Source organism: Methyloceanibacter caenitepidi (assembly GCF_000828475.1).
GTDB classification, from domain to species: Bacteria; Pseudomonadota; Alphaproteobacteria; order Rhizobiales; family Methyloligellaceae; genus Methyloceanibacter; species Methyloceanibacter caenitepidi.
In genome coordinates, this window is the sequence record NZ_AP014648.1 from 715,474 (window position 1) to 741,639 (window position 26,166).

Below are 26,166 nucleotides of genomic sequence, written 5' to 3' on the forward strand. Positions count from 1 at the left end.
TCCGATTGCGGGGCACGCCTGCGGATTTCGCGAGGGTCCCACGCAACCGCTGCACTATAGGGATTATCGTCCCCGAGACCAGCGCTATTTGGAGGTCTAATCGGGCAGCACGAAGACCCGCGAAGGATGGAATTCCCCTTGGGCGACCTCGCCGATGGCCACGGGCGCGCCCCGGGAGACGGCATAGGCGGCGCCGGCCATGATCGGCGCGTCCCGCCCGCGCAGCAAGACGGCGCGCCCCTGGCGAATATTGGCGGCATCCGCAGGCGTGACGGGCAAGGCGGGCAAGGCGGCGAGGGCCGTCTCGACCGGTTGCAGTAAGGCATGAAGCGCCTCCGGGCCGTTTTCGGCAGCCTGCTCCACCTGTTCGAGGGTAACCGTCCGATCGGCGGTGAAGCCGCCGACCCGGGTGCGCCGCAGGGCGGAGATGTGCCCCAAACAGCCAAGGGAACGGCCCAGATCCCGCGCCAGCGCCCGCACATAGGTACCCTTGCCGCAATCGGCCTCCAGGACGCAATGATCGGGGTCCGGCTGTTCCACCAAGGCGAGACGGTCGATCGTGACCGTGCGGGGCGCCAGCTCGAAGTCCTCTTGGTCGCGCGCCAGGTCGTAGGCGCGTGCCCCATCGACTTTCAGCGCGGAGTATCGCGGCGGAACTTGTTCTATCTCGCCGATGAAGTGCTGAAGGGCGGCCTCGATGTCGGTACGGGACGGGCGGGTCTCGCTGGTTTCGGTCACCGTGCCCTCGGTGTCGTCCGTGTCGGTCTCGGCCCCGAATCGAACCGTGAAGCGATAGGTCTTGGCGCCTTCGACCGCAAACGGAACGGTCTTCGTGGCTTCACCGAAGGCAATCGGCAGCACGCCCGTCGCCAAAGGATCGAGCGTGCCGGCATGGCCGGCCTTTTGCGCATCGAACAGCCAGCGCGTCCGCCCCACCGCCTTGGTGGAGGTCAGCCCCTCGGGCTTATCCAGAATAAGCCAGCCACTGACCGCTTGGCCCTTCCGCCGCCGTCCCATCGAAAAGCCCTCTACGCGCTCTTGCTACTCGTCGTGATCGCGTGCGGTGTTGCGCGTGTCGCGGGCCACTTCGGGCGAAGCCAGGATCTGGTCGATCCGCGAGGAGGCTTCGAACGAGGTGTCCTCCCGGAAACGGAGCTCCGGCATGTATCGTAGGTCGACGCGCTTCGCGACCTCGCCGCGCAGGAAACGCTGGTGCTTTGCCAGATGTTTGACGACATCGCCCGCTTCGCCGCCGCCGAGCGGCATGACGTAGCAGGTCGCGAGCTTGAGATCGGGCGACATGCGCACTTCCGGAACCGTCAGGGAATGGCGCGCGATCACGTCGTCCAGCACCTCGCCGCGCGCGAAAATCTCCGCGAGCGCATGGCGGACGAGTTCACCCACCTTCAACTGGCGCTGGCTTGGCGCGCGGGCGCCTTTGTCTCGCGATGCCATCGGTCGGTCTCGTTGAATCCGTGTTTCGGTTGCGCCCGGGCAGGGGCGGCCCAAAGCGCCTTGGCTAGAGCGTGCGCTGGACGTGTTCCACCTGGAAGCACTCGATCACGTCGCCCTCGCGCATGTCCTGATAGCCTTCGAACGCCATCCCGCATTCCTGGCCGGCCACGACCTCCTTGACCTCGTCCTTGAAGCGCTTGAGCGTGGAAAGCTCGCCTTCGTGAATGACGACGTTGTCGCGGATCAGGCGGACATGCGCGCCGCGCTCGACCTTGCCCTCGGTCACGCGGCAGCCCGCCACCTTGCCGACCTTGGAAATGTTGAACACTTCCAGGATGTCGGCATTGCCGAGGAAGGTCTCGCGCCGCGTCGGCGATAGAAGGCCCGACATGGCCTGGCGCATGTCGTCGACCAGGTCGTAGATCACCGCGTAGTACCGCACTTCCACACCGTCGCGCTCCGCGGCCGCACGGGCCTGCGCATTGGCGCGCACGTTGAAGCCCAGCACCACGGCGCCGGACGTCGACGCCAAGGAGATATCGGACTCGGTGATGCCACCGACGCCGACATGGACGAGACGGGCCCGGACCTCGTCGTCGCCGAGCTGGCCAAGGGCCGCGCTGATGGCTTCGACCGAGCCCTGGACATCGCCTTTGATGACCAGCGGGAACTCCTTGACCCCGTCTTCCTTGAGCTGATTCATCAGCTGCTCAAGGCTGCCACGCTGACCGGCGACGGCAAGCGTCTTGCGCCGCTCGCGCTCGCGATACTCGGTGATCTCGCGGGCACGCGCCTCGTTCTCGACGACGGCGAACTGATCGCCGGCTTCCGGCGCCGTATCGAAGCCCAGCACCTCGACCGGAACGGACGGGCCTGCTTCCTTCGTGTGGTCGCCAAGATCGTTGATGAGGGCGCGCACACGGCCCCAGGCGGAACCCGCGACGATGATGTCGCCGAGCTTGAGCGTGCCGCGCTGAACCAGAGCGGTGCCGACGGGACCGCGCCCGCGCTCGAGCTTGGCTTCCACGATCACGCCATCGGCCGGCCGGTCTGGGTTGGCCTTGAGTTCCAGAACTTCCGCCTGCAGCACGACCGCTTCCAGGAGCGCGTCAAGGTTGGTTCTCTTGAGCGCCGATACCTCGATCTCAAGCGTGTCGCCGCCCATGCTCTCAACCACGATCTCATGGCTCAGCAGTTCCGTACGGACCCGCTGCGGGTCGGCGCCCGGCTTGTCGATCTTGTTGATGGCAATGATGATCGGCACGTCGGCCGCCTTCGCGTGGTTGATCGCCTCGATGGTTTGAGGCTTCACGCCGTCGTCGGCGGCCACGACCAGAATAACGATGTCCGTGACCTTGGCGCCGCGCGCACGCATGGCGGTGAAGGCCGCGTGACCCGGCGTGTCGATGAAGGTGATCTTCTGACCCGACGGAATGGTAACCTGATAGGCGCCGATGTGCTGGGTGATGCCGCCGGCTTCCTGACTGACCACATTGGCGGCGCGAACGGCGTCCAGAAGCGAGGTCTTGCCGTGGTCCACGTGGCCCATGATGGTCACTACGGGCGCGCGCGGGACGAGATCTTCTTCCTTGTCTTTTTCGCCGATGAAGCCTTCTTCCACGTCTGCTTCCGAGACGCGGCGCACGGTATGGCCGAATTCTTCAGCGATGAGCTGCGCCGTATCGGAATCGATCACGTCGGTGATCTTGTGCATTGCGCCGTCCTTCATCAGGTATTTGATGATTTCGACGCCGCGCTCGGCCATGCGGTTGGCGAGTTCCTGAATCGTGATGACATCGGGGATCGTCACTTCACGGGCGATCTTCTGGCCCGTCTGAGGACCGGTTCCCTGCTTCTTCTGACGTTCGCGATGGCGCTTCAGAGAGGCCAGGCTCCGCTGCCGCTGCTCTTCGTCGAGCGCGTTGGTGATCGTGAGGCGTCCGCGAACGCGGCGCTCTTCGCCACGGCGTGGCGTGGCGGGGGCTTTCTTGTGCCGCGCGTCGGCCTGGCGCTTCGGGCCCTCCTGGTCCGGCTCCATCGGCCGGCGCGCAGGCTCGGCGGCCTTTGCGGCGGACTTCGGCTTTGCCGCCTCCGCTTCGGCCTCGGCGGCAAGGCGCGCTTGTTCCTCGCGTTGCCGCGCCTCTTCCTCCGCGGCTTCCTTGGCGCGCTGCTTAGCAAGCGCAGCCTCTTTCGCGGCGTCTTCCTTGGCGCGCTCGCGCTCTTCGGCCTCGCGGACCCGGGCGTCGGCAAGCGCCTTGGCGCGCGCGCCCTTCTCCTCTTCGGAGAGCTGTTTCAGAACGACGCCGGAGCGGCGCTGCTTGCTGGCTGCCGGCTTCGGCGCCGCCTCTTTCGCAGGAGCCTCTTTGGCCGCGGACTTGGCCTGCGGCTTCTCCTTGGCCTCGTCCGCCGCGCCGCCCGCTCCGATGGACCGGCGCTTCTTCTTCTCGACCAGGACGGATTTGGAGCGCCCATGGCTGAAGCTCTGGCGCACATGGCCCGACTCTACGGTCCGGCGCAAATTAAGCGTCATCTTGCGCCCGCCGGTCTTGCCTTCAGTCTCGTTGGTTTCGCTCATTCTTGTTCCGTATCCAATCCGTGTCTGTCTGCGAATGCAGAAATTCCCTCGCGGTAGCGCTCGACACGCGAGGCCGCCGCAAGAAACTTTTGAGCCGCACCGCCCTGGATGAGGGCAGCATGTATCACATTTGTCCGGCCCGATGCCAAACCCAATTCATCTGCGGTAAAGACGCAGATCGTCGGAAGGCCTTGGCCGCCGGTGACCGCACGGGCCTTGCCGTCCAGTTTCCGGACCCCGTCCGCCGCCGCATCGGCGGCGTGGACCAAGGCGATGACCCGGCCGGATCGCAGGGCCTCTTCAACCTTGGTATGGCCGAAAACCAGATCGCCGGCCTTGTTGGCCAAGGCCAGCGCTCCAAGGGCAGACTCCGCCAGGAGGCCGTCGACTTGCTCGGCCAAGCCGTCCGGCGCGCGAGCATCGGTCTTGAGCGCGCGGCCGAAGGCACGACGCTTCGCAGCCTCCGCTATCGTATCATACGTGGCGGTGAGCCAAACCCCCCGGCCGGGGAGCCGCTCTTTGAGGTCCGGGACGACGGTGCCGTCCGGCCCTAGCACAAAGCGGATGAGGTCAGTCTTGGCCCGGTGGGCACGCGTCAGCGCACAGCGCCGCTGGGTATCCCCAGAGGCCTGCCGCGGCGGGGACCGCCGCGTCTTGCCGTGCACTGCCGTTTCCAACTGCAACCGCCTTGTGTTTTAGCCGGCTCATGACGCTGTTGCGTCTTCGCCGGACGTTTCGTCGTTGTCCGTGGCGCCCTCGGCGTCCTCGGAACCCTCTTCCTCGGTCTCCTCGGGCTCGTCAGGGATCAAGTCCGCCTCGTCGATCCAGCCCGCCTTCACGCGCGCAGCCAGGATCAAGTCCTCGCACTGAGCCCGCGTCATCCCGAATCCGTCGAGGAATCCGGCGTGGCGCGTCGTCTCCTTGTCCTGCCGCTCGGTCCAGCCGGCGAGATCGTCGGTGGCGCAGTCGGCCAGATCCTCGAGCGACTTTACGTCGTTCTCGCCAAGGGCAACCAGCATCGCGGTGTTCAAGCCCTCGAGCTGCAGCAGATCGTCCGCAACGCCGAGTTCCTTGCGCTTGGCATCGAGTTCGGCCTCGAGCTTCTCGAGATGCTCGCGCGCGCGCGCCTGAATCTCGCTCGCGGTTTCCGCGTCGAAGCCTTCGATGGAGGAAATCTCGTCCGTGTCCACAAAGGCCACTTCCTCCACGGAGGAGAAGCCTTCCGAGGCGAGCAACTGGGCGATGACCTCGTCCACGTCGAGCGCTTCCATGAAGCGCGCCGACCGTTCGGCAAATTCCGCCTGGCGGCGCTCCGATTCGGATGCCTCGGTCATGATGTCGATATCCCAACCGGTAAGCTGGGAAGCGAGGCGCACGTTCTGGCCTTTGCGGCCGATGGCGAGCGACAATTGCTGGTCCGGGACCACCACTTCGATGCGCTCGGCGTCTTCGTCGAGCACGACCTTGACGACTTCCGCCGGCGCAAGCGCGTTCACGATGAACGTCGCGGCATCCGGCGACCATTGAATGATATCGATCTTCTCGCCCTGCAGCTCGTTCACGACGGCCTGCACGCGCGAGCCGCGCATGCCGACGCACGCGCCAACGGGATCGATCGAGCTGTCGCGCGACACGACCGCGATCTTGGCGCGGCTGCCCGGGTCGCGGGCCACGGACTGGATGGTGACGATGCCCTCATAGACCTCGGGCACTTCCTGCGCGAAGAGCTTGGCCATGAATTCCGGATGGGTCCGCGACAGGAAGATCTGCGGGCCGCGCTGTTCGCGTCGCACGTCGTAAACATAGGCGCGGATGCGGTCGCCGTAGCGGAAATTCTCGCGGGGCAGGGTCTCGTCGCGGCGCACGACCGCTTCGGCCCGTCCAAGGTCCACGATCACGTTGCCGTATTCGACGCGCTTGACGATACCGTTGACGATCTCGCCCACGCGGTCCTTGTACTCGTCGTATTGGCGCTCGCGTTCGGCCTCGCGCACCTTCTGCACGATGACCTGCTTGGCGTTTTGCGCGGCCACACGGCCGAAATCCAGCGGCGGCAAGGGCTCGGCGATAAAGTCGCCGACCTGGGCCGCGGGATTCTTGCGCCGCGCTTCGGCCAGCGAGATCTGCGTCGCCTCGAATGTGACGTCGTCGACCACTTCCAGCAGACGGGCCAACGAAATTTCGCCGGTCTTCGGGTCGACTTCCGCCTTGATTTCGTTCTCGCTGCCGTAGCGAGACTTGGCCGCCTTCTGGATCGCGTCTTCCATGGCGGTGATGACGACTTCCCGGTCGATCGACTTCTCGCGTGCGACCGCATCGGCGATTTGCAGGAGCTCCAACCTATTGGCGCTCACGCCTGCCTGAGACATTCTTTAGCCTCCAACAAAGTTTCGTTCATGTCCGGCACGCCCCAAGGGACTGCCGCAAAATTCAATGGGCGGCGTCGCCACCCGAAAGATCTGCGCGAAGCGTGTCCACATCGATGGTCAGCTTCGCTTCGCTGATGAGCGAGAAGGGCAGGCCGATGATCGTCGGCTCCGAACTGCCTTCCAGCTCGATCTTCAAATGCACTTCCTCGCCGACGACATCCTCGATCCGGCCTTTGAACCGCTTGCGGCCGTCGACGGCCTCTTTCAACTCGACCTTCGCGTCATGCCCCACCCAGGTGGCGAAATCGCTCGAGCGGACCAGAGGCCGGTCGATACCCGGAGAAGAAATCTCCAGGTGATATGTCCCGGGCATCGGATCGTAGGCATCGAGCACGGGAGACAGGCGCCGGCTGATCGTCGCGCAATCGTCCACACTCATCTGTCCGTCCGGCCGTTCGGCCATGATCTGAACCGTGCCGCCGTCACGTCCCGAAATCTTGACCCGCACGAGACGGAAACCAAGTTCGTCCAGGACAGGTTCGGCGAGGTCCGCGACCGCCCGCTCCGGCCCGGTCTCCCGGACAAAGCGGCGATCCTCGTCTGCAGCAACGCTCGACATCGATGTCCGCACTCGAGGGTTTCGACGGATCAGGATCTGCGATAGCGAAAAACGGCCATGCGCGCCGCCTGCGGCCGAAGCCCATAACAAAAAGGAGCGGGCCGAGGCCCACCCCTGATCAAATCAATCATGAGTTTCTGCCGCTAATATACGGCCTTTTGCGCACGATTCAAGCGTGCCGCGCAGCGGAAATCCGATATTTTTCAGTCGCTTCCGATTATTCGGACAGGAGCTGGCGCTGGATGCGAGCAAAATCGGCCACGCGCTCAAGACTCAAGGCGCACAGGCAGGCGGCGTAGTTTCCGCCGATCGACGTGCCGCCGAACGCCAGTTCGTCCTCGAAGGTGCAGTTCTCATCGCGATAGGCGATCCACTTCTTTTGGGCCGCCGTGAGCCCCTCGAGCTGGATGACGGGTTTCTGTCCCATGACATCGGCGTGCCGGCGGATGGCCGACTTGAGGGTGCCATAGGCCTCATTGAGAGCAGCGTCCGCGGCATCGGCTCTCCGGGAGAGGCAGGCTTTGTATTCTGGATTGGAGGTCGTTTGGGATTCGCAGTCCGTGTAGCACGTGGATTCGATGTCGGCGGCGCGGGCGGGCAACGCCGCAACAAGGGCGAGCGGCGCGAGCGCTAGCGCGACGAGAAAGACGTTCCGCATGGCGTGCTCCAAGGGGTTGTTCCAAGGTCAGCGACGACGAAAGCAAAGATAGGACGGCTTCCGGCCATCGCTCAATGCCTTGCGCTCGTAGCGCGTTTCCGGCCAGTCCGCGGGCCGCTCCCGCCAGTCGCTGGCGCGGCGCGCTGTCCAGGCAAAATTCCCGTCGCGTCCGATCGTGAACAGCACCTCGCGCGCATAGTTCATGTCGTCGCTGGCGAACCGCAGTTCTCCCCCGGCACTGATGATCCGAGCCAGGGACCGCACGAGCGCCGGCGTCACCAGCCGCCGCTTGGCCTGCCGCTTCTTCGGCCAGGGGTCGGGGAAGAGAATGAACGCGCGGGAAACCGAGGCTTCAGGCAGCCATGCGATGAGGTCACGCGCATCGCCGTCATGGATACGGATCGTCTCAATGCCGGAATCGTCGATGCCGCCGAGCAGGCTGGCGACGCCGTTGAGGAAGGGCTCGCAGCCGATCATGCCGATATCCGGGTTCGCGCGCGCCTGCCAGAGCAGATGCTCGCCGCCGCCGAAACCGATCTCGAGCCAGACGCCGCGCAACGGGCTGTCGAACAACGCCCGCACATCGCCGGGGGCCGGGCGCGAGAGGTCAGGACGGAGCCGTGGCAGAAGATCGGCGACGAGCCCGGCCTTGCGGGCGGTCAGCCGCTTGCCCTTGCGCCGTCCGTAGGAGCGGAGCGGGCGGTCATCGCTGCCGTCTCGTGTCTCCGTGTTCATCCGGTGCTGGGTGCCAACCATGGGGTCTTCTGTCTACCCCCAAAAAGCCGATGGCCGGGACGATGCCCGGCCATCAAGCAAGTTCGTTGCGTGTCCCGCAGCCTAGCTGAGGGCACCCCGAATCGGGTCGGCCAGATCGACGCGCTCCCAGGAGAAGCCGCCGTCGTTTTCCGGCGTCCGGCCGAAATGGCCGTAGGCGGCGGTCCGCTCGTAGATCGGCCGACTGAGGCCCAAATGTTCGCGAATGCCGCGCGGGCTGAGATCCATGACCTCGCGGAGCGCGTTCTCGAGCTTGTCCTCGGCGACCTTCCCCGTTCCATGCAGATCCGCATAGAGGGACAGAGGCTGCGATACGCCGATGGCATAGGACACCTGCAGGGTGCATTTGTCGGCAAGTCCCGCCGCCACGACGTTCTTGGCAAGGTAGCGGGAGGCGTAAGCCGCCGAGCGGTCGACCTTGGTCGGATCCTTGCCGGAGAAGGCACCGCCGCCGTGAGGAGCCGCGCCGCCGTAGGTGTCCACGATGATCTTGCGGCCGGTCAGTCCGGCATCGCCGTCGGGGCCGCCGATGACAAAGCGCCCGGTCGGATTCACATAGAATTTCGTTTTGGCGTCGACCCATCCCTTCGGAAGCACCTCGTCGACGACGCCGCGGACGATCGCTTCGACCTGGTCCGACGTGGCTTTCTCATCGTGCTGGGTGGAGACCACGACGGAATCGGCGCGAACGGGCATGCCGTTTTCATAGACCAGCGTCACCTGGCTCTTGGCGTCGGGGCCGAGTTCCGGCGTGCGGCCCGCGTGACGGGCCTTGGCCATCTCGTGAAGGATGCGATGGGAATAAAATATCGGCGCGGGCATCAGCGCGTCCGTCTCGCGGCAGGCGTAGCCGAACATGATGCCTTGGTCGCCGGCGCCTTCGTCCTTCTCCTTATCGGCATCGGCGTCCACGCCCATGGCGATATCGGCGGACTGCTCGTGTAGGAGGTTTTCGAATTTGGCGAGGTCCCAATGGAAACCTTCCTGCTCGTAGCCGATCTCCCGGACCGCGCGCCGCGCCGCCGCTTCGATCGCCTCGCCGGTCACGCTCTCCGGGCCCCGGACCTCGCCTGCAAGAACAATGTGATTGGTAGTGACGAGCGTCTCGCAAGCCACCCGCGAGTAAGGATCGGCAGCAAGATACAAATCGACCACGGCATCGGAGATGCGATCGCAAACCTTGTCCGGATGTCCTTCGGACACGGATTCACTCGTAAAAAGGTAGTTTCCTCGGGCCACTGGGCTTCCCTTCGTGTGAGATCGTCGGCACCAGCCGACGTGCGGGGCCGGTTCTGACAACGAGGCGACCTGAGGTCAAGCCCCTTGCGTTGAGAGAGTACTGCGGACCTTACTTCTGATCCTTCGGCTCGCTGAGAGCCCGGACGAGGTCGACCACACTCTTGCGAACCTTCGGATCGGCAATCTTGGTGAAGGCGCGATTGAGCTCAAGTCCTTCGCGCGTATTCAAAAACTCGAGGATGAAGGCCTCGGATTCCGGTTCCGCCATGCCCGGCGTCGCAGTGTTCTCCTCGATGCTGGGGGCTTCCTCGAAGAAGAATCCCACGGGCACGTCGAGTATTTTAGAAATATGATAAAGGCGGCTGGCGCCGATACGGTTGGCGCCCTTCTCGTACTTCTGCACCTGCTGAAAGGTCAGCCCCATGCTGTCGCCGAGGCGCTCCTGGCTCATGCCCAGAAGCATGCGCCTTAGCCGGACACGGCTGCCAACATGAGCGTCGATGGGATTGGGTTTTTTCCCTGCCATTGATTCGTTCTCGTTTGGGGCTGATTGCGAAAGAGGCCGCCAGGCTGTTTCGCGGAAGTTTCTAGGTCAGGCCAAGTTCATAGGTTGGCCCAGGTCAGCCCGTCAAGCGTGGCGGCCGGACGCGAATGCGGCAAACAAGCCACCCCAATAAGGCGATTCCGAGAGCAAGAAGCTCCGTCCACAACCCCCATGTTACATAGAGCGTGAGCGGGCCCAAAGCGGGCACTGTGACGTCGCGGATGCCGCTCGTATCAAGATTGATATTCGCAAGCACGCGGCCGAGAGGGTCCACCACTGCGGACACGCCCGTATTGGCGACCCGAACCAGTGGCAGGCCGAGTTCCACCGCGCGCAAACGAGCCTGATAGAAGTGCTGATAGGGCCCCGCGCTCGATCCGAACCATGCATCGTTGGTGACGTTCAGCATCCAACCGGGTCGTTCCGTGCCGCGAGGCGGCGACGCTTGGGTGCGAACCTCGTTCGGAAAAATGATTTCGTAACAGATCAACGGCAGCGCCGGCGGCGCGCCCGGAACCGTCATTAGGCGGGAACCCGTTCCCACGCTGAAGCCGCCGCGCACGCCGGTCATCTGCATGACGCCGAGGCTCTCGAGAAAGTCTTGGTATGGTAAATATTCGCCGAACGGGACCAGGTGAACTTTGTCGTAAATGGCGACGACCTGCCCCTCGCCGTCTACGGCCATCAGGCTGTTGTAGGCACGTCGCGAAACGAGGATGCCCATGTCGTTGCGCCGTTCCGTCCACCGCGCGCTGCCGACCAGCAATACGGTGTTCGCGGGCAGGATGTCGCCGATCGCGGCGAGCGCATCCGGGGACTTATCGAGCGCAAAGGGGAGAGCCGTTTCGGGCCAAATCACGATGTCGACATCCTCGAGCCCCGGCCGCTCGGTCATTTCGAGATAGGTCTCGAAAATCCGCGTGGCGTTCTCGGGCCGCCACTTCTCGGCCTGGTCGATATTGGCCTGCACGAGGCGGACGCGCAGGTCCGTGGGCGTGTCGGCCGTGCCTGCCAGGCGTATGGCGCCCCAGGCATAGGACACTGCGAGCAGGACGAGGAGGGCGCTGGCCACAACGGCAGACCGGCGGCTTTGTGAGCCGCCACCGCACCAGATGGAAGCGGGCGACGCGAAAACGAGAACCGCGAACACCGTCGCGGCGTAGACGCCAAACAGCGCGGCGAGCTGCATCAAGGAGGGGGTCGCGAGGAGGCCGTAGCCGATCAGGTTCCAGGGGAAACCCGTCAGCACGTAGCCGCGCGCCAGTTCCGAAAGTCCGAGCCCCAGGCCCAAGGCGAAGACCCGCGCTGGGCCTTCGCGCCACAGCGCCATGGCGAACGCGCAGCCCGCCGCGAAGAACAGGGCCATGCCGGCCGGGAACGCCGTCATGACGAACGGGATCAGCCAGCCGTGGCGCCAAGGCTCGACGAGGAAAGCTTCGGCGATCCAATAGAGCCCCGTGAGGAAAAATCCGAAACCGAACCAGAAGCCCGTCAGGCCTGCGCCGAGGATGCGCGCGGGCAGCGTTTCGCCGCCGCGGTAGCTGCCGTCGAGCAGCCAAACGAGGCCGCCCAGGCTCACGAACAGTATGGGCCACAGATGAAACGGCGCGAAGGCGAGAACCGAAACCGCGCCGAGGAAGATTCCCACAGCGGCGCGTTTCAGTCCGGTCAGCCCCGCCGTCCAGGCCGCGATGCGCGCGGGCCCTGCCACGGCGCCGCTCAAGACGCGCTGGGCGTTGCGCCGCTTTTGTCGGCAGCGATGACGTGCCCCTTGGGCAGATGAATCCGCACGCGCTTGATGCGGCGCGGGTCGGCGTCCAGAACCTCGAACTCGACGCCGCACGGATGGCTCACCACCTCGCCGCGCGCGGGGATTCGGCCAGCGAGCGCAAACACCACGCCGCCCAGCGTATCGATATCCTCTTCCTGTTCGTCGGTGACGAGGTCGACACCCAGATACTCGTCTAATTCTTCGATGGGCAGCCGTGCGTCGGCGACAAGCCCGAGCACCGGATCGTTCTCCAGCATGGGTTCGTCTTCGACGTCATGCTCGTCGGCGATGTCGCCCACGACCTCTTCCACCAGATCCTCGATCGAGACGAGGCCGTCCGTGCCGCCATATTCGTCGACGACCAACGCCAGATGCAGTTGCGCCGTTTGCATCTTGAGGAGGAGATCGAGCACCGACATCGATGGCGGTACGTAGATCAATTCGCGTGCGATCTCGATCGAGCCGACGGTCCGCGTGAGGTCGACCTTGCCGAGATCGATGCGGCCGTCGTCGTTGCCGTTTGCTTCCTCGGTGATCCACGACATCAGGTCGCGGATATGAATCATGCCACGCGGGTCGTCCAGGGTTTCGCGATAGACGGGAACGCGGCTGTGTTCGGATTTGCGGAACACGCGCAAGAGGTCCTCGATGCTGACGCTGTCGTCTACGGAGACGATGTCGGCGCGTGGGACCATTACGTCTTCCACGGTCAGCGTGCCGAAACGCAGTATCCGCAGCATCATGCTGCGTTCCTGCGGCTTGAGCGCATCGCTCGTGCTTTTGACGAGAGCGCTTTCGATCAAAGTGCGCAGGTCGCGTTCGTCGTTGAGCCCGAAGGTCTGCAGCAGCCGTTCGAACCAGGAGGATTCGTCCTCGGCCGCGCGGGCCGATTCTATGTCACGATCGCGCTCGGGCGCGGGGGTACTCATTATGCGATCTCCGCTAGGCCCGCATTGCCGTCCCGGATGGGAGCATCGTCCGCGTAAGGGTCGGCAATGCCCAAGGATGCCAGGGCCTGTCGTTCCAAGTCTTCCATCTGCTCGGCTTCTGTGTCGTCAAGATGGTCGAAGCCCAGTAAGTGCAGGGCGCCGTGCACCACCAGATGCGACACGTGGTCGGACAGGGGAATGGCCTTCTCGGCGGCTTCCGCGGCGGTGGTCTCGAGCGCAATGACGATATCGCCGAGGAGCACGGGAGCACCGTCTTGGGTGTCGTCGTCGAACGCGCCGGCAGCGTCGGGCATGTCCCCCGATGGAAACGAAAGCACGTTCGTCGGTTCGTCCTTGCCGCGCCAGGTTCGGTTGAGGTCGCGGATCTCGGCATCGTCCGTGAGCACCACGGTCACTTCGCAATGCGCGGCCTTCGACGGCGGCGCGCAGGCGAGCGCGGCGTGGGTCGCAAGCTCCACCATGGCGTCGCTGATGCCGCGTTCTGTCCATGCGCCGTCGTGGCGCACGACGTCGACGTCCAGCGCGCATGTGGCGGGAGCTGGCCTGGTACTCGGTCTAGGGCCGTCGTCGCTCATTATTCTTCCCCTGCGCCGGGAGAATCAGCCGTCCCTTGCGGAAGGTGGCGCTCCACGGGGGGCTTTGCGTCCGGGCGGTCGGACTTGCTGGCGGCATCGTAAGCCGCCACGATGCGTCCGACGAGTTCTCGCCGGACCACGTCCGCATTGGCGAACGCGATATGCCCGATCTCGTCGATGCCGCGCAGGATCTCGATGGCCTCAAACAGGCCGGAGTCCTGGCCCTTGGGTAAATCGACCTGGGTCGGATCGCCGGTCACGATCATCTTGCTGCCTTCACCGAGGCGCGTGAGAAACATCTTCAGTTGGACTGCCGTGCAGTTTTGCGCCTCGTCGAGAATGACCATGGCATTGGAAAGCGTGCGCCCGCGCATGAACGCGAGGGGGGCGATTTCGATCATGCCGGTCTCGAGCCCGCGTTCCACCCGCTCGGAGCCCAGCGTGTCGTAAAGGGCATCATAAAGCGGGCGCAAATATGGATCGACCTTCTCGCGCATGTCGCCGGGCAGGAAGCCCAAGCGCTCGCCGGCCTCCACGGCGGGGCGCGACAGGATCAGCCGGTCGCAAAGACCGCTCTCCAAGGCCGCCGCGGCGAAGGCCACGGCGAGATAGGTCTTGCCCGTGCCGGCCGGCCCTGTGGCGAAAACGAGGTCGTTGTTCTGCAGGCACTCGAGGTAAGCGCTTTGCGCCGGAGTCCGTGCCGTGATGACGCGCTTGCGCGTCTTGATCTGCTGCGCCTTGGGGCGAAGGCCGGTTTCAGCAACGTCCGCTACCGTGGCATGGCGGATCGCGCCGGCTACGTCGCCGACGCCGATGGTCTCGCCTTTGGCTATCCGGTCATAGAGGTGTTCGAGAATGACCTTTGCGGCGGCGGATGCCTCAACCGAGCCGCGCAAGGCGATCGCGGTGCCGTTGACCACGGCTTCGATGCCGAGGCGCTCCTCGAGAACGGCGAGGTTCGCATCGAAATGTCCAAGGAGGTCGCGCACGAGGGCCATATCGTCGAAATAGACGACCAGGGGCTCTTGGTCCCCAATTGCATGCGCCGTTTCAAGGCGCTTTGCCGTTACTACTCGCCCGCGCGTCAAAAGTGCTTTCCGAAAACTGCCTTGCAGCTCAAACGGCTGTTCGAATCGGCTCGCGCCATTCAAATCCCGCGTTCATGACACCGGTAAGACTGTTCGGCCCCGCGGCCAAGATGTCAACCTCGGCGATGTGACCTATCAACCGTTCCGGACCGTCCACATACACGGCCTGAAGGTAAGGAGAACGCCCGGCGATCTGTCCGGGTTTCCTACCGTTGCCCTCGAAGAGCACCGGAATCCGGCGGCCGACGGTCGCACGGTCGAAGGTGCGGCGGCTCTCTTCGATCTGCGCCTGGAGAATGGCCAGCCGTTCCTTCTTAACCATCTCCGGAACTTGTCCCTCGAGAGAGGCGCCGGGCGTCCCTGGACGGGCGCTGTATTTGAAGGAAAAGGCCTGGGCGAATCCCACGCGCTTGGCCACGTCGAGCGTGTCCTGAAAGTCTTCGTCGGTCTCGCCGGGGAAGCCGACGATGATGTCCGTCGAAAGGGCGAGATCCGGCCGCGCGGCCCGGATGCGGTCGACCAGGCGCTCATACTCCTCGGCCGTGTGCTTGCGGTTCATGGCCGCAAGGATACGGTCCGACCCTGCCTGATAGGGCAGGTGGAGATAGGGCATCAGCTTCTCTTCATCCCCGAACAGGGCGATGAGGTCCTCGTCCATGTCGCGCGGATGGCTGGTGGTGAAGCGCATGCGGGCGATGTCCGGAATCTCGGCGAGCCGCCGCAGCAGCCGCGCCAGGGACCAGGCCGAACCGTCCTCGCCGTCGCCGTGATAAGCGTTGACGTTCTGGCCGAGCAGCGTCACCTCGCGCACCCCGGCGGCGGCAAGCCGTTCCACCTCGGCCACGATGTCCGTCACGGGCCGCGAGTATTCGGCCCCGCGCGTATAGGGCACGACGCAGAACGTACAGAACTTGTCGCAGCCTTCTTGGACCGTCACGAACGCGGAGACCTGGCGCTTACCGCCCGCGCGTGAGGGAAGAGCGGTGAATTTGTCGTCAGCGGGGAATTCGGTCTCCACCGAGCGTTCCCCCGTCTCGGCCTTGGCCACGAGATCGGCGAGCCTGTGCAGGCTTTGCGGTCCGACCACGATATCCACCACGGGTGCGCGGGCGATGATCTCCTCGCCTTCGGCCTGCGCCACGCAGCCGGCCACAGCCACCATGGTGCCGCGTCCTTGGCTTTTGCGCGCTTCCTTGTTCAGCCGCACGCGGCCCAGCTCCGAGTAGACCTTCTCGGCGGCCTTCTCGCGGATGTGGCACGTGTTGAGGATGACGAGATCCGCATCGTCCATCGCCTCCGTCACGTCGTAACCGGCAGGTGCGAGCGCTTCGGCCATGCGTTCGGAATCGTACGCATTCATCTGGCAGCCGAAGGTCTTGATGTGGAGCTTTTTGCGGCTCTGGGTCATGCGCTGTTGTGAGCAAGGCCCTGACATTCGTCAAGAGGCAGGCGCGCCAGAGAGGCAGGTGTTCCCATCGCGAGCGATCGACCTATTGCTGTAGGCGCACGAGCACGCTGTCGGCGTCGCCGACCGCATCGGTCACCGTCAGCCGCACGAAGCCGGGCCCTTGCGGTGAGAAGAACACGGTGCCGGCGCCACGCGCCGATTGTAGCGGCAGCCCGTCGACAAGGATGTTCAGCGGAGCCGTGCCGCCTGTGACCTTGATGGCGACGGGATCGATGGTGTCGCCGTCGGCTTCCAGCGCCAGGGACGCGCCGTCGGGCGGAAAGAGGATCCGCACGTCCGGCGCGCGCGTCGTGCCGGCAAGAGTGTTCGCGCCGAAGCGGCGGAGCGGTGGCGGCAACTGCGCGGTGCGCGCGGTCAAAACCCCTTGCGGTGCGGGGCTCAGAGGGCGCGGCTGCTCGGTGAGCCGCGCGAAGACGTCGAACAGGATCGGCGCCGCTGCTGTGCGTCCCAGGAGACCCGGTACGGGGGCGCCGTCGGGACGCCCCGTCCAGACGCCCACCGTGTAGCGGCCGTCGAAGCCGACGGCCCACGCGTCGCGATAGCCGTAGCTCGTGCCAGTCTTGAAGGCGATCCGGCCGCCAAGCGCGTTCGGCGGGGGCGGGGCGTCGCGCAAGATGTCGCCGACATACCAAGCCGCTACAGGCTCCATCAGGCGCCGCTCGGGCCAGCGCGGTTCGGCCGCTCGTTCGTAGAGCGGCGCGACTGTTCCTTGACGCGCGAGGCCGGCATAGAGCGCGGTGAGATCGACAAGCCGAATGCCGATGCCGCCGAGGCCGAGCGCAAGCCCGGCCGTTTCGTGCTCGGGAAGCTTCAGCCGCGCCCCCGCCTCGTCGAGCCGTGCCAGCAGGCGGCTGGGGCCGACCGCATCCAGCAGCGACACCGCGGGCACGTTGAGGGATTGTTGCAGTGCCCGGCGCACCGTGACCGTTCCCTGGAAGGTCTGGTCGAAATTCTCCGGTGCGTAGTCGCCGAACCGAATGGGCCTGTCCTCGATCAGCGACTCCGGATGGATCAGGCCGTCCTCGAAGCCGAGCCCATAGATAAAGGGCTTGAGCGTAGAGCCCGGCGAGCGCACCGCGCGGGTGAGGTCCACCTGACCGGCGCGGTCTGAATCGAAATAGTCGGGGGTCCCGACACGGGCGAGGACGCGGCCTGTGTCGTTCTCCACGACCACGATGGCAACGGACATGGCATCGCCGAGAGCGACGGCGCGGTCGCGGGCCAGCCGCTCCAGGCGCCGTTGCAGCCGCGCCCGGATCGTCAGACGTATGATCGATTGATCGGAGGACGCGGCCTTGGCGTCGTCAGCGGCGTGGGGTGCGCCGAGCGGCATAGGCCGGCGCGCGTTCGGCACCGGCTCCGCTTTCGCCGCTCCCAACTCCTCGGGGCTGAAGATGCCGCTGTCCGAGATGCGGTCGAGAACGCGGTTCCGGGCCGCGCGCGCGTGGTCCGGGTGGCGGTCGGGGCGGCGATACTCGGGCGATTGCGGCAAGGCGACCAGCAGCGCCGTTTCGCCGAGCGTCAGGCGCCGCGGCTCCTTGCCGAAATAGGCGAAGGAGGCCGCTCGGATTCCTTCGAGGTTGCCGCCATAGGGCGCCAGCGTGAGATAGAGCGCGAGGATCTCGTTCTTGCTGTAAGCCTGCTCGAGTTGCAGCGCCCGCACCATTTGGCGGTACTTCGCATAGAGCGAACGCTTGCGCCGTGGCTCCAAAAGACGTGCAACCTGCATCGTGATCGTCGACCCGCCCGAGACGATCTCCCCGCGCGTTGCGAACTGATACAGCGCGCGCGTCATGGAAAGCGGATCGACGCCGTGATGCTCGTAGAAGCGCTTGTCCTCGTAAGCGAGCAGCGCGTCCAGGAAGCGCGGGTCCACGTCCGTGCGCGAAGCGGGAAGTCGCCAGCGGCCATCGGGCGCGAGATAGGCGCGCAACAGGTCGCCGTCGCTGCCGAGCACCGTCTTGGAATAGGTGAGGTTCTTTCCGAGCGGCGGCGGCCCGAAACTATCGGCAAGGCCGACAAGCGCGCCCGCGACGATGGCGCCGCACCACAACGCGCCTACCGCCGCGTAAGTGAGGCGGCGGCGCCAGTTTCCTCTCCGTGGAGTCCCCATCAGCGCGCCGTCACCTTCACCGTGCCCGTCGCCGTGCGGCCGAAGCGGTCGGGCTGATACATGTCTTCGACGCTTGCCTGCGGGAGCACGTAGGTGCCCGGCGAGACCGCCCGGACGATATAGGCGACCCGGTAGACGACCGGGCTCTTTGCGGTGCGGTCGAACGCCGCCACGAAGCGGTCGTCGCGGAAGGCCGTATGTACGGGGCGCGCCGCGTGGGTGATCCAGGGCAGCCCGCCCGTGTCCGCCGACGAGACCAATTTCGGATTGTCGATCTCGAAGCCCGCCGGCACGTGATCGGTCAGGGCCACCCGCGCGAATTGCGGTTTGGCTTCCGTCACGGAAAGCAGAACCACGTAGCGCTCGTTCTGCTTGGCCTCGGCGATATCGACGGCTTGGCCGTCCAGCGTATGGAAGGTCCGTTCGAGCAGGAAGCCGCTGTCGGTCGCAGGCTCGGGCGATGTCGGCGCGCCGGACACGGAGAAGACCACGTCGACAGGCGCGCTGCCGCGATTGGTCACCGAGACCGGACTGATGCCTAAGTCCTCTTCGCTGTAGTCCCGATAAAGCGGGCCGCTTTGTGGCACGGGCTCGCCCGTGCCCGATGCCACGTCCAGCTCGACGCCCTGGTTGCCGAGCGCGCGTGCGGCAAGGATGAGCCAGGCATCCTCTTGCGTGGACGTGCGGGTCACGGCCTTGCGGGCGACGCCGATCTCTTTCGTTGCGCTGACGAGGATCGGCTCGGCCGCTTTGCCTTCCGCGGCGAGGGTGACCACCGTGGCCGCATCCCTGAGCCGCGAGCCGAAGTCGACGCGGCCGTTCGTGGTCACGACCTCATCGGGGAGCGCACTGGCGGCGACACGGAACGCCTTTTCGGCGCGGACGCGGTCGCCGAGCATGGCGAGGGCCGCGCCGATTTCGGCCTGTGCCGCCGGCGAGCCAAGCTGGCCCATCTTCACGTCGGCCACGTAGCGCAGATCGCCGACCGGCGCCGCCCCGTTCCGCGCCAGCACATAGAGCGCGTAGGACAGGGCAAGGCCGCCGTCATTGGAGACGTCCGGCGCGGTGCTCACGTAGTTGCGCAAGCGGTTGATCGCGAGCTTGAAGCGCTCGTCCGGAATGGTGTGGCCTTGAGCCCGCGCACGCGTCAGGAAGTCGGCCACATAGGCATCGAGCCAGGCGTCGCCGCCGCCGGGCGACCAAAGGCCGAACCCGCCTTCATAGCCCTGACGGGCCAGCACGGTTTCGATGGCCGTATCGATGCGCTTGGCCGTATCCGGGTCGGGCGTCTGCTCCGTCTCCAACTCACTCAAGTAGAGAAGTGGGAGCGCGCGGCTCACGATCTGTTCGGTGCACCCAAGCGGATAGCGATCGAGCGCCGCCAGCCGGCCGGTGACGTCGAGCGCTGCGGTCGGCGTCACGGAGAGCGCGAGGCTACCCGTCCCCGGCACGAGATCGGCGAACACGTCGTTGGAGAGCGCGATGCTCTTGCCCGGTGCGAGCGGCGTCACCGTGCGGCGCGCAAAGATCTGCGTGGCCGGTTGCACCTCGATCGTGTAGCGCCGAGCGACCTCGAAGCTCTCCGGGCCGCTCACCGTGATGTCCACGCTGCCTTCGCCGACGCCGAGCGCCGCAATCTCGAACGACGCCGCCTCGCGGCTCTTGGCCTCGATGCCGAGGACGCTTTCCGTCTTGGGCAGCGCGATGGGACCGGTTGCGGCCAGCGCGATCTTATAGTCCCCGCTCGCGCCTTCGACATTGTCGAGATCGAGGCGCAGCGTGGAGCGGTCGCCCATGAGCAGGAATCGCGGAAGCGTGGTGGTCACGACCACGGGGTCGCGCACGATCACGTCGCCCGAGCCATGCCCGACCTGAGTCTTGTTCCAGGCCACGGCCATGACCCGCGCCGTTCCCGTGAAGGCGGGAATGTCGAATTCGATCTCGGCGGTGCCGTCGTCGCCGACGGTGACGATGCCCGAATAGAGCGCGAGCGGCGGGCCCGACGGGGGACTGCCCTGGAGCGTGCCGGCGCCGCCATCGCCGCCGGTTCGGATCTGCCCGCGCGTCCCTTGCATGCCGTCGATCAACTGCCCGTAGAGGTCGCGGATCTCGGAAGAGAGCTTGCGCTGTCCGAGGTAGTATTCGTCCGGGTTCGGCGGTTCGTAGCCGGTCAGGTTGAGAATGCCCACATCGACCGCCGAGACGACGATGTGCGCCTGCTCGCCCGGGACGAGGTTGGTGAGCCTCACCGGCACGAGCAGCTTCGAGTTGGGCCGGATGAGACCGGGCAGGTCCATCGCGACGCCGATCGTGTTCTGCGCCTTGTCGATGCTGAACCACTGCGTGCCGATGGCCCGGCCCGGCATGCGCTTGGCAGCCGCATCGAGCGGACGGCGCAGCGTCGCCAGCACATAGGCGCCGGTTCCCCAGTCCGAACCGACGGTCAGCGGGATGGTGGTGAGACCAGGTTCGACATCGGTCGTGCTCTGAGTGAGCAGCCGGTCGCCGATCACCGACAGCGTGACGGTGCCGGCGCTGCGCGCAGTTACGGCCACGTTCATCGTGTCGCCTTCCGAATAGCCCGACCTGTCGAGCGCGATCTCGAGCCGATCGGGGGTGTCGGCGCTGGCCTCGGCGTACCAGCCGGAGTCGAAGCCATAGGTCGTCACGGGACCGAGCGGGTCGGGGCTTTCGACCTCGAGCCGGTAGCGCCCCCAGGAAACGGGCATCTCGATGGAAGCAGGTGCATCGGCGCTCGTGTCGATCACGCCATTCGCGACGCGGCGCGTGACCTTGATGGGCTCATAGTCCCAACTGCCGTACTGGCGGTACCATTGGTACTTCTGCTCGATGCGCAGGAGTTGCCATTTCAGGCCCTTGCTCTCCAGTTGCGTGCCGTCGGGCGCGACCATCACCACATCGAATTTCGCCGTGTCGTTGTCGCTGAGGGATGTGCCTTTGAACAACGGCTTCGCCCCGATCATGTCCGCCTTCGGCTTGATCGGCAGCGTCAGATCCTGTTCGACCGCACGGCCGCCGGGTTCGGCCAGGCGCACCACAACCTTGGCTTCGAGCGGGCGCGACGAGGCTGGCAACGCTCCGAGCGCCACGTCGAATGTGGCGTGGCCCTTGGCGTCCGTTTCAGGCAAGTCCGCGAGCGGCAGCGTCTCGACAGTGAAACTGTCGCCGCTGTCGGTGTCCTTCGTGCCGAACACATAGCCTTCGTAACCGGGCCGCGCGCTGGTCTCCGTGACCTTCAATTCGCCATCGACCGGGAGCCCCGATGCGGGCGCCCCATAGAGGAAGCGGCCGTCGAGGGCGATCTTTACCGGGGAGCCTTGCGACAGGCTCTTCGCGTCGGTCGAGATGTCGAACTCGAGCCGCTCAGGCACATAGTCCTCGACCAGGAAGCTCGTCTCGCCGATCGGCGCCGCCTTTGGATCCGAATAGATCTTGACCCGGTAGGTGCCGGTCTGAGCCGCGGCGATGATCGGCAGATCGGCGGACAGACCGCCGACCCCTGCGTCCCGCGCGACAATGCGGCGATACTCGATGCCGTCCGGACGGTCGACGACGAGGGTCGCGTTAAGGTTGGGCACGGCGACGCCGGCCGCGTTCCGGAGAAGCGCGGTGATGTGCACGGTCTCGCCGGTGCGGTAGACCCCACGCTCGGTGAACACGAACGAGTCGAGCCCCTTCGGCGCATCGCGTCCCGCCACGCCCCGGTCGGTCAGGTCGAAGCCCGGTGTCTTCAGGTTGAGGAAGGCGTAGTCGCCCTCCGTGGCGCCTGTAACCAGCAGCGCAGGCGCAAGGCCGCCCTTGCCGCGAGCGAGGCCCGGCGCGAACGTCACAGCGCCGTTCGCATCGGTCGTCGCGGTTCCAAGAACCTCGTTGTTGCGCGCGATCAGCCGCAATTCGATTCCGGAGATCGGCTCCGTCGTGGCCAGCGAGTTGGCGAAGGCATGAATGCCATCCGACCCCGAATAGGCCGTCAGCCCGTAATCGGACACGACGAACCATTGCGTCGCGCGCTCGCCGTAGTCGTCGCCCGGTACGTCCGAAGGCCGCGCGGCGAGGATGTAGATGCCCGGCTCTAGGTGCGGCACGGCCTCGCTGATGGGGAAGGCCGTGGTGACGTCCTTGTTCAGATCCTTCTTGACCTTGAGCGTGCCGCTCCAGATTTCCTCGCCACTCTCGTCGGCGATGTTTTCGAGACTGTAGCCATACAGATTGCGCTGGAAGTCGTAGCCGAGCACGATGCCCAGCAGATTGCGGTCGCCGATGCGATACAGTGTGACATCGAGCGCGCCGGTATTGACCGATTGCAGCGGGATGCCCTGCTGGCCGGTGCTGGGCAGCACGTATGCCTTGCCGATGGGCCGCACCGACGGCGTGCGATCGCGCACATAGATCGTGAACGGGGCATTCTTGATCAGGTCCTCGTGGACGGACGAGGGCAGGCCCGCACGCAAGGTCACTTTGTAAGACTCGCCGTGTTTCAGGCCCTCCACGCAAAGCTGTTTGTCGTCGAGCGACAGGGCCGGTTTGTCCTCGCCGGCGACGGCGACGAAGGGGGCGTAGTCCGCGCGGGCAAGCAGGGGCTCGGTGAACTGGAAACATGCCCGAGGAGACGTTGCGTCGGAGTCCACGCTGAAATCGGCGACACGGAATCCGTACTTCTCGCGAAGCTGCGCGTAGGTGGCCGCCAAGCCCGGATCGTCGTCGAGCGTTGTGGCCAGCCGTAGCGCGTTCAGCGCCGGACGCCAGTCGCTGCCCTTGGCAAATGCGTTCGCGAGAGACCCGAGTGCGGCGGCTTCGCCCTTAGGAGTCTTCGCCTGGGTGTAGGCGATATAGGCGGCGGTCCTAGCATCGCGATAGCGCTCGCTGCCGTCGTCGTCTTCGTCCGGCGGGATCGCCAGCCAGATATCGGCCAGGCGGCGCCAGGCCTCGGAGTCGTTCGGCGCAGCGGTGACGATCTGACCATAGATAAAGGCGGCGTTCCCGAGATACTGCTTTCGCAATTGCGCCGCGGCCTGCTCCTTGAGCATCGGCACCGGCCGTTCGATCGTGCCGGACTCATTCTTCAGATCGGCTTTGAGCGTGATGGCCGCTTCGTCCAGCGCGTCGTCTTGATAGCTCTTGTCGGCGGCGAAAGCGGATAGGGAGACGCAGGCGAAAAGCACAGCGGCGAAGCCGGTGCGAAACCACACAACCATGGGTGTCCTCCAGGCGCCCGGCCCTCGGCGTCGAGCGGGCGAGGGCTCCATGGTAGCGGAGCATCATGACGGAAACAATTGAGCGGTTGTGGGCGCGTTGGCCGCAACGTGACCGCGCCGCTGACGCCTGATGGGTGAGGCATTTCCCACGCCGTGCTGCTGGCCAGACCGGTCAGCGCGCCGATCGGCCCGTCACGTCAGCCCGTCAAATCCTGGGCGAGAAGGTCCTGGGCCAGAAGAGAAAACTCGCCCCGGAGCCACTGATGGCATTCGTCCCGGTCATAACTCGTGTGCCACAACAGGCGCACCGGAAACGTTACGGGCTCGACCGGTTGTTTGATCCGCGAGAGGCCGAACTGACGTTCCAGCAAACTTGCCAGCGACGCCGGGAGCGTGAGCAAGGCGTCGCTGTTGAGCGTCGCCATGACGCCGACCAACGCGGAGGAGACCTGAGACGTTCGCCGGATGTCGAGCCTCGCCTCCGCCAGCCGTTCGGTGAGACCCTGGAAACCGGGGAGGGAGTGGACGGCTACGTGCTCCGCGGCGGCGAAGGCTTCGCCATTTGGACGCCGCTTGGAGAAGGGGTGTCCGGGGCGAGCCAGGGTTGCGAGCGCGTCGTCGAACAGCTTAGCGGCCCGCACGTCCGGCGCCTCGGCGCTCTCGCCCATGATGTCGATAACGAAGTGGCAGCGGGCGTTGCGCAGTTCGTCGATCGTCGACTCCATGTTCGACGAGGTCCAATCGACCTGGACGCTCGGTGCGCTCGCCTGCAAGCGCTTGCGCAGGGGCTCGACGAGGATCAATTCGCCGGCCTCGCTGGAGGCTGCGGCAAACGCGCGCATCGTCAGGGACGGGTCGAACGGCTTGTTGGGGCGAAGCAGGCTTTCCATGCCCGCCAGGATCACGTGGACCGTCGGCGCGAGTTCCTGAGCCCGGGCGGTTGGAACAAGCCGCTGCCCGGCGCGCACGAAAAGCTCATCGTCGAACAATTCCCGCAGCTTAGCCAAAGCATGGCTGATGGCGGAGGCGCTCCGCCCGAGCCGTTCGGCGGCCCGTGTGACGCTGGCGTCGACCAGGAGCGCATCGAGCGTCACGAGCAGATTGGCGTCGACTTCCTTAAGATGCATATCGCTCAACTATTATTATGAAAACAGTTCACTTCATTCATGATACGGCCCCCCCTAGGGTTATGGCAAGACATTCGGCCGCCCAGCCCGGGTGTCTGAAGTGTTTCAGCCCGAGCCGAAACGCTTCCTCATCTCAGCCTTGTGGCGGCCCACGGTCCCTGGCCGTTGGGTCGTCACATTCTTCGCCCCGCTGATAGGGTGAGACGATTGAAATTATAGATTGTGATAGAAAACGACCGGCGAGTCGTAGCAACGTGAGAGGGAGTTCGATGCTTCGAGGACTAAAGACGATGGTGCCGGCGGCAGCCCTGGCAATTGGCTTTTGCGTGGCGCCCGCGCTGGCCGATGGCCCCAAGGACGTCTTGAAGAACTACGCCGATATCGCGCAGGCCGGATACGAAGACTCGCTCGAGACTGCCAAGACCATGCAGCTCGCGATCGACGCGTTCTTGGAGAAACCGACCGAACCGAACCTGCGCGCTGCGCGCGCCGCCTGGATCGCCGCGCGTCCGTCCTACATGCAGACCGAGGCGTACCGCTTCGGAAACCCAATCGTCGACGATTGGGAAGGCAAGGTGAACGCCTGGCCGCTGGACGAGGGGCTCATCGACTATGTCGCCGAGGTCTACGGCGACGAATCACCCGAGAACGAACTCTACGTGGCCGACGTGATCAAGAACGTCTCCCTGTCTCTCGGCGGCAAGAAGATCGACACCTCCAAGATCACAAAAGAGCTGCTTGCCGACACGCTGCAGGAAGCGGGCGGCGTCGAGGCGAACGTGGCGACGGGGTATCACGCCGTCGAGTTCCTGCTGTGGGGACAGGACCTCAATGGAACCGAAGCTGGTTCGGGCGAGCGTCCGGCGACCGACTACGACCTGAACAACTGCTCCAATGGTAATTGCGAACGGCGGGCCGAATATCTGAGCACCGTCACCCAACTCCTGATCGACGATCTCCAGTGGATGGCCGATCAATGGAAAGAGGGCGGTGATGCGCGCAAGGCCGTCATGGATGCAGGCGATCAAGGCGGTCTGACCGTCATCATGACCGGTCTCGGCAGCCTGTCCTATGGCGAACTCGCCGGCGAACGCATCAAGCTCGGCCTGATGGTGCACGACCCGGAAGAGGAGCATGACTGCTTCTCCGACAACACCCATGCCGCACACTTCTTCGACGCGCTTGGCATCCACAATGTCTACACGGGCCGCTATCGCCGCGCTGACGGGTCCGTCGTGTCCGGCCCCAGCGTCTCCGACTTGGTCAAGGCCAAGGATCCGAAAGTGGACGCCGAGGTTGTCGCAGCGCTCGACGCCACCATGGACGCGATGAACACGCTCTATCTGCGTGCCCTGACCACCGAGAACTACGACCAGATGATCGGCGAGGGGAACGAAGAGGGGAACAAGGTCGTCCAGGACGTGGTCGACGCCCTGCTGGTTCAGACCAAGGCGATCGAGCGGGCCGTGGCGACACTGGACCTGAAGTCCATCGAGTTCGAGGGATCGGACAGTCTAGATGCGCCCGATAAGGTCGGGGCTGAATAGGCAAGGGACGACATAGGCAAAGGGACGATTTGACGACTAGAAGAAATTTTGTGAAATGTTATAATGTATCATTCCACA

19 protein-coding genes are annotated in these 26,166 nt (G+C 65.2%); 1 reads left to right on the plus strand and 18 read right to left on the minus strand.

Annotated elements, in window-relative coordinates; all coding sequences use genetic code 11:
• Positions 1-96: 96 nt before the first annotated feature.
• The 18 genes from truB to GL4_RS03495 all read right to left on the minus strand — a co-directional run bounded on the left by truB (position 97) and on the right by GL4_RS03495 (position 24,541).
• Positions 97-1,017 carry a tRNA pseudouridine(55) synthase TruB gene (gene truB, locus GL4_RS03410; protein ID WP_045364568.1) on the minus strand — a complete coding sequence of 307 codons (921 nt, stop codon included), beginning with the start codon at positions 1,015-1,017 and terminating at the stop codon, positions 97-99.
• Positions 1,018-1,041: 24 nt separating this feature from the next.
• On the minus strand, positions 1,042-1,455 hold the full coding sequence (gene rbfA / locus GL4_RS03415; RefSeq protein WP_045364571.1) for a 30S ribosome-binding factor RbfA: 414 nt from the start codon (positions 1,453-1,455) through the stop codon (positions 1,042-1,044).
• Between the two features lie 64 nt (positions 1,456-1,519).
• The gene (gene infB, locus GL4_RS03420; RefSeq protein ID WP_045364574.1) at positions 1,520-4,030 is read right to left on the minus strand and encodes a translation initiation factor IF-2; all 2,511 of its coding nucleotides are present in this window, start codon (positions 4,028-4,030) and stop codon (positions 1,520-1,522) included.
• Positions 4,027-4,707 carry an RNA-binding protein gene (locus GL4_RS03425; RefSeq protein ID WP_244462668.1) on the minus strand — a complete coding sequence of 227 codons (681 nt, stop codon included), beginning with the start codon at positions 4,705-4,707 and terminating at the stop codon, positions 4,027-4,029. The genes infB and GL4_RS03425 overlap by 4 nt, the downstream gene beginning before the upstream one ends.
• Positions 4,708-4,734: 27 nt before the next feature.
• Positions 4,735-6,399: a transcription termination factor NusA gene (nusA, locus tag GL4_RS03430; protein WP_045364580.1), complete on the minus strand. Its 1,665-nt coding sequence runs from the start codon at positions 6,397-6,399 to the stop codon at positions 4,735-4,737.
• Between the two features lie 61 nt (positions 6,400-6,460).
• Entirely contained in the window at positions 6,461-7,018 is a 558-nt protein-coding gene (rimP, locus tag GL4_RS03435) for a ribosome maturation factor RimP (protein WP_045364582.1), read from the minus strand.
• Positions 7,019-7,235: 217 nt separating this feature from the next.
• Positions 7,236-7,676, minus strand: coding sequence for a lysozyme inhibitor LprI family protein (locus tag GL4_RS03440; protein ID WP_156137371.1), 441 nt, complete (start codon positions 7,674-7,676; stop codon positions 7,236-7,238).
• A gap of 27 nt (positions 7,677-7,703) precedes the next feature.
• Positions 7,704-8,432 carry a tRNA (guanine(46)-N(7))-methyltransferase TrmB gene (gene trmB / locus GL4_RS03445; RefSeq protein ID WP_244462669.1) on the minus strand — a complete coding sequence of 243 codons (729 nt, stop codon included), beginning with the start codon at positions 8,430-8,432 and terminating at the stop codon, positions 7,704-7,706.
• Positions 8,433-8,513: 81 nt separating this feature from the next.
• On the minus strand, positions 8,514-9,689 hold the full coding sequence (metK, locus tag GL4_RS03450) for a methionine adenosyltransferase (protein ID WP_045364590.1): 1,176 nt from the start codon (positions 9,687-9,689) through the stop codon (positions 8,514-8,516).
• A 109-nt stretch (positions 9,690-9,798) separates the two neighbouring features.
• Positions 9,799-10,215, minus strand: a complete 417-nt coding sequence (locus tag GL4_RS03455) for a helix-turn-helix domain-containing protein (protein WP_045364593.1) — start codon at positions 10,213-10,215, stop codon at positions 9,799-9,801.
• A gap of 94 nt (positions 10,216-10,309) precedes the next feature.
• Positions 10,310-11,956, minus strand: coding sequence for an apolipoprotein N-acyltransferase (gene lnt, locus GL4_RS03460; protein WP_052464085.1), 1,647 nt, complete (start codon positions 11,954-11,956; stop codon positions 10,310-10,312).
• Complete coding sequence (locus tag GL4_RS03465) at positions 11,953-12,933, minus strand: hemolysin family protein (protein WP_045364596.1); 981 nt, start codon at positions 12,931-12,933, stop codon at positions 11,953-11,955. Before GL4_RS03465 ends, lnt begins: the two co-directional genes overlap by 4 nt.
• Positions 12,933-13,529 (minus strand): rRNA maturation RNase YbeY, encoded by a 597-nt coding sequence (gene ybeY / locus GL4_RS03470; protein WP_052464086.1) that lies wholly within the window; start codon positions 13,527-13,529, stop codon positions 12,933-12,935. The genes GL4_RS03465 and ybeY overlap by 1 nt, the downstream gene beginning before the upstream one ends.
• Positions 13,529-14,617, minus strand: a complete 1,089-nt coding sequence (locus tag GL4_RS03475; protein WP_425283181.1) for a PhoH family protein — start codon at positions 14,615-14,617, stop codon at positions 13,529-13,531. The genes ybeY and GL4_RS03475 overlap by 1 nt, the downstream gene beginning before the upstream one ends.
• Positions 14,618-14,645: 28 nt before the next feature.
• Positions 14,646-16,025 (minus strand): tRNA (N6-isopentenyl adenosine(37)-C2)-methylthiotransferase MiaB, encoded by a 1,380-nt coding sequence (gene miaB / locus GL4_RS03480; protein WP_052464087.1) that lies wholly within the window; start codon positions 16,023-16,025, stop codon positions 14,646-14,648.
• Positions 16,026-16,107: 82 nt separating this feature from the next.
• Complete coding sequence (gene pbpC / locus GL4_RS03485) at positions 16,108-18,198, minus strand: penicillin-binding protein 1C (protein ID WP_082025439.1); 2,091 nt, start codon at positions 18,196-18,198, stop codon at positions 16,108-16,110.
• Positions 18,198-23,414, minus strand: a complete 5,217-nt coding sequence (locus GL4_RS03490) for an alpha-2-macroglobulin (protein WP_045364604.1) — start codon at positions 23,412-23,414, stop codon at positions 18,198-18,200. The genes pbpC and GL4_RS03490 overlap by 1 nt, the downstream gene beginning before the upstream one ends.
• A 197-nt stretch (positions 23,415-23,611) precedes the next feature.
• Positions 23,612-24,541: a LysR substrate-binding domain-containing protein gene (locus GL4_RS03495; protein ID WP_045364607.1), complete on the minus strand. Its 930-nt coding sequence runs from the start codon at positions 24,539-24,541 to the stop codon at positions 23,612-23,614.
• Positions 24,542-24,810: 269 nt separating this feature from the next.
• On the opposite strand from GL4_RS03495, the gene GL4_RS03500 reads away from it, so the two are divergent.
• Positions 24,811-26,088 carry an imelysin family protein gene (locus tag GL4_RS03500; RefSeq protein ID WP_082025440.1) on the plus strand — a complete coding sequence of 426 codons (1,278 nt, stop codon included), beginning with the start codon at positions 24,811-24,813 and terminating at the stop codon, positions 26,086-26,088.
• Positions 26,089-26,166 lie beyond the last annotated feature (78 nt).

Coding starts and splice junctions, on each gene's coding strand:
- truB (WP_045364568.1), bottom strand. CDS start 1,017: ATGGGACGGCGGCGGAAGGGCCAAGCGGTCAGTGGCTGGCTTATTCTG.
- rbfA (WP_045364571.1), bottom strand. CDS start 1,455: ATGGCATCGCGAGACAAAGGCGCCCGCGCGCCAAGCCAGCGCCAGTTG.
- infB (WP_045364574.1), bottom strand. CDS start 4,030: ATGAGCGAAACCAACGAGACTGAAGGCAAGACCGGCGGGCGCAAGATG.
- nusA (WP_045364580.1), bottom strand. CDS start 6,399: ATGTCTCAGGCAGGCGTGAGCGCCAATAGGTTGGAGCTCCTGCAAATC.
- rimP (WP_045364582.1), bottom strand. CDS start 7,018: ATGTCGAGCGTTGCTGCAGACGAGGATCGCCGCTTTGTCCGGGAGACC.
- GL4_RS03440 (WP_156137371.1), bottom strand. CDS start 7,676: ATGCGGAACGTCTTTCTCGTCGCGCTAGCGCTCGCGCCGCTCGCCCTT.
- trmB (WP_244462669.1), bottom strand. CDS start 8,432: ATGGTTGGCACCCAGCACCGGATGAACACGGAGACACGAGACGGCAGC.
- GL4_RS03455 (WP_045364593.1), bottom strand. CDS start 10,215: ATGGCAGGGAAAAAACCCAATCCCATCGACGCTCATGTTGGCAGCCGT.
- GL4_RS03465 (WP_045364596.1), bottom strand. CDS start 12,933: ATGAGTACCCCCGCGCCCGAGCGCGATCGTGACATAGAATCGGCCCGC.
- ybeY (WP_052464086.1), bottom strand. CDS start 13,529: ATGAGCGACGACGGCCCTAGACCGAGTACCAGGCCAGCTCCCGCCACA.
- miaB (WP_052464087.1), bottom strand. CDS start 16,025: ATGACCCAGAGCCGCAAAAAGCTCCACATCAAGACCTTCGGCTGCCAG.
- pbpC (WP_082025439.1), bottom strand. CDS start 18,198: ATGGGGACTCCACGGAGAGGAAACTGGCGCCGCCGCCTCACTTACGCG.
- GL4_RS03490 (WP_045364604.1), bottom strand. CDS start 23,414: ATGGTTGTGTGGTTTCGCACCGGCTTCGCCGCTGTGCTTTTCGCCTGC.
- GL4_RS03495 (WP_045364607.1), bottom strand. CDS start 24,541: ATGCATCTTAAGGAAGTCGACGCCAATCTGCTCGTGACGCTCGATGCG.
- GL4_RS03500 (WP_082025440.1), top strand. CDS start 24,811: ATGCTTCGAGGACTAAAGACGATGGTGCCGGCGGCAGCCCTGGCAATT.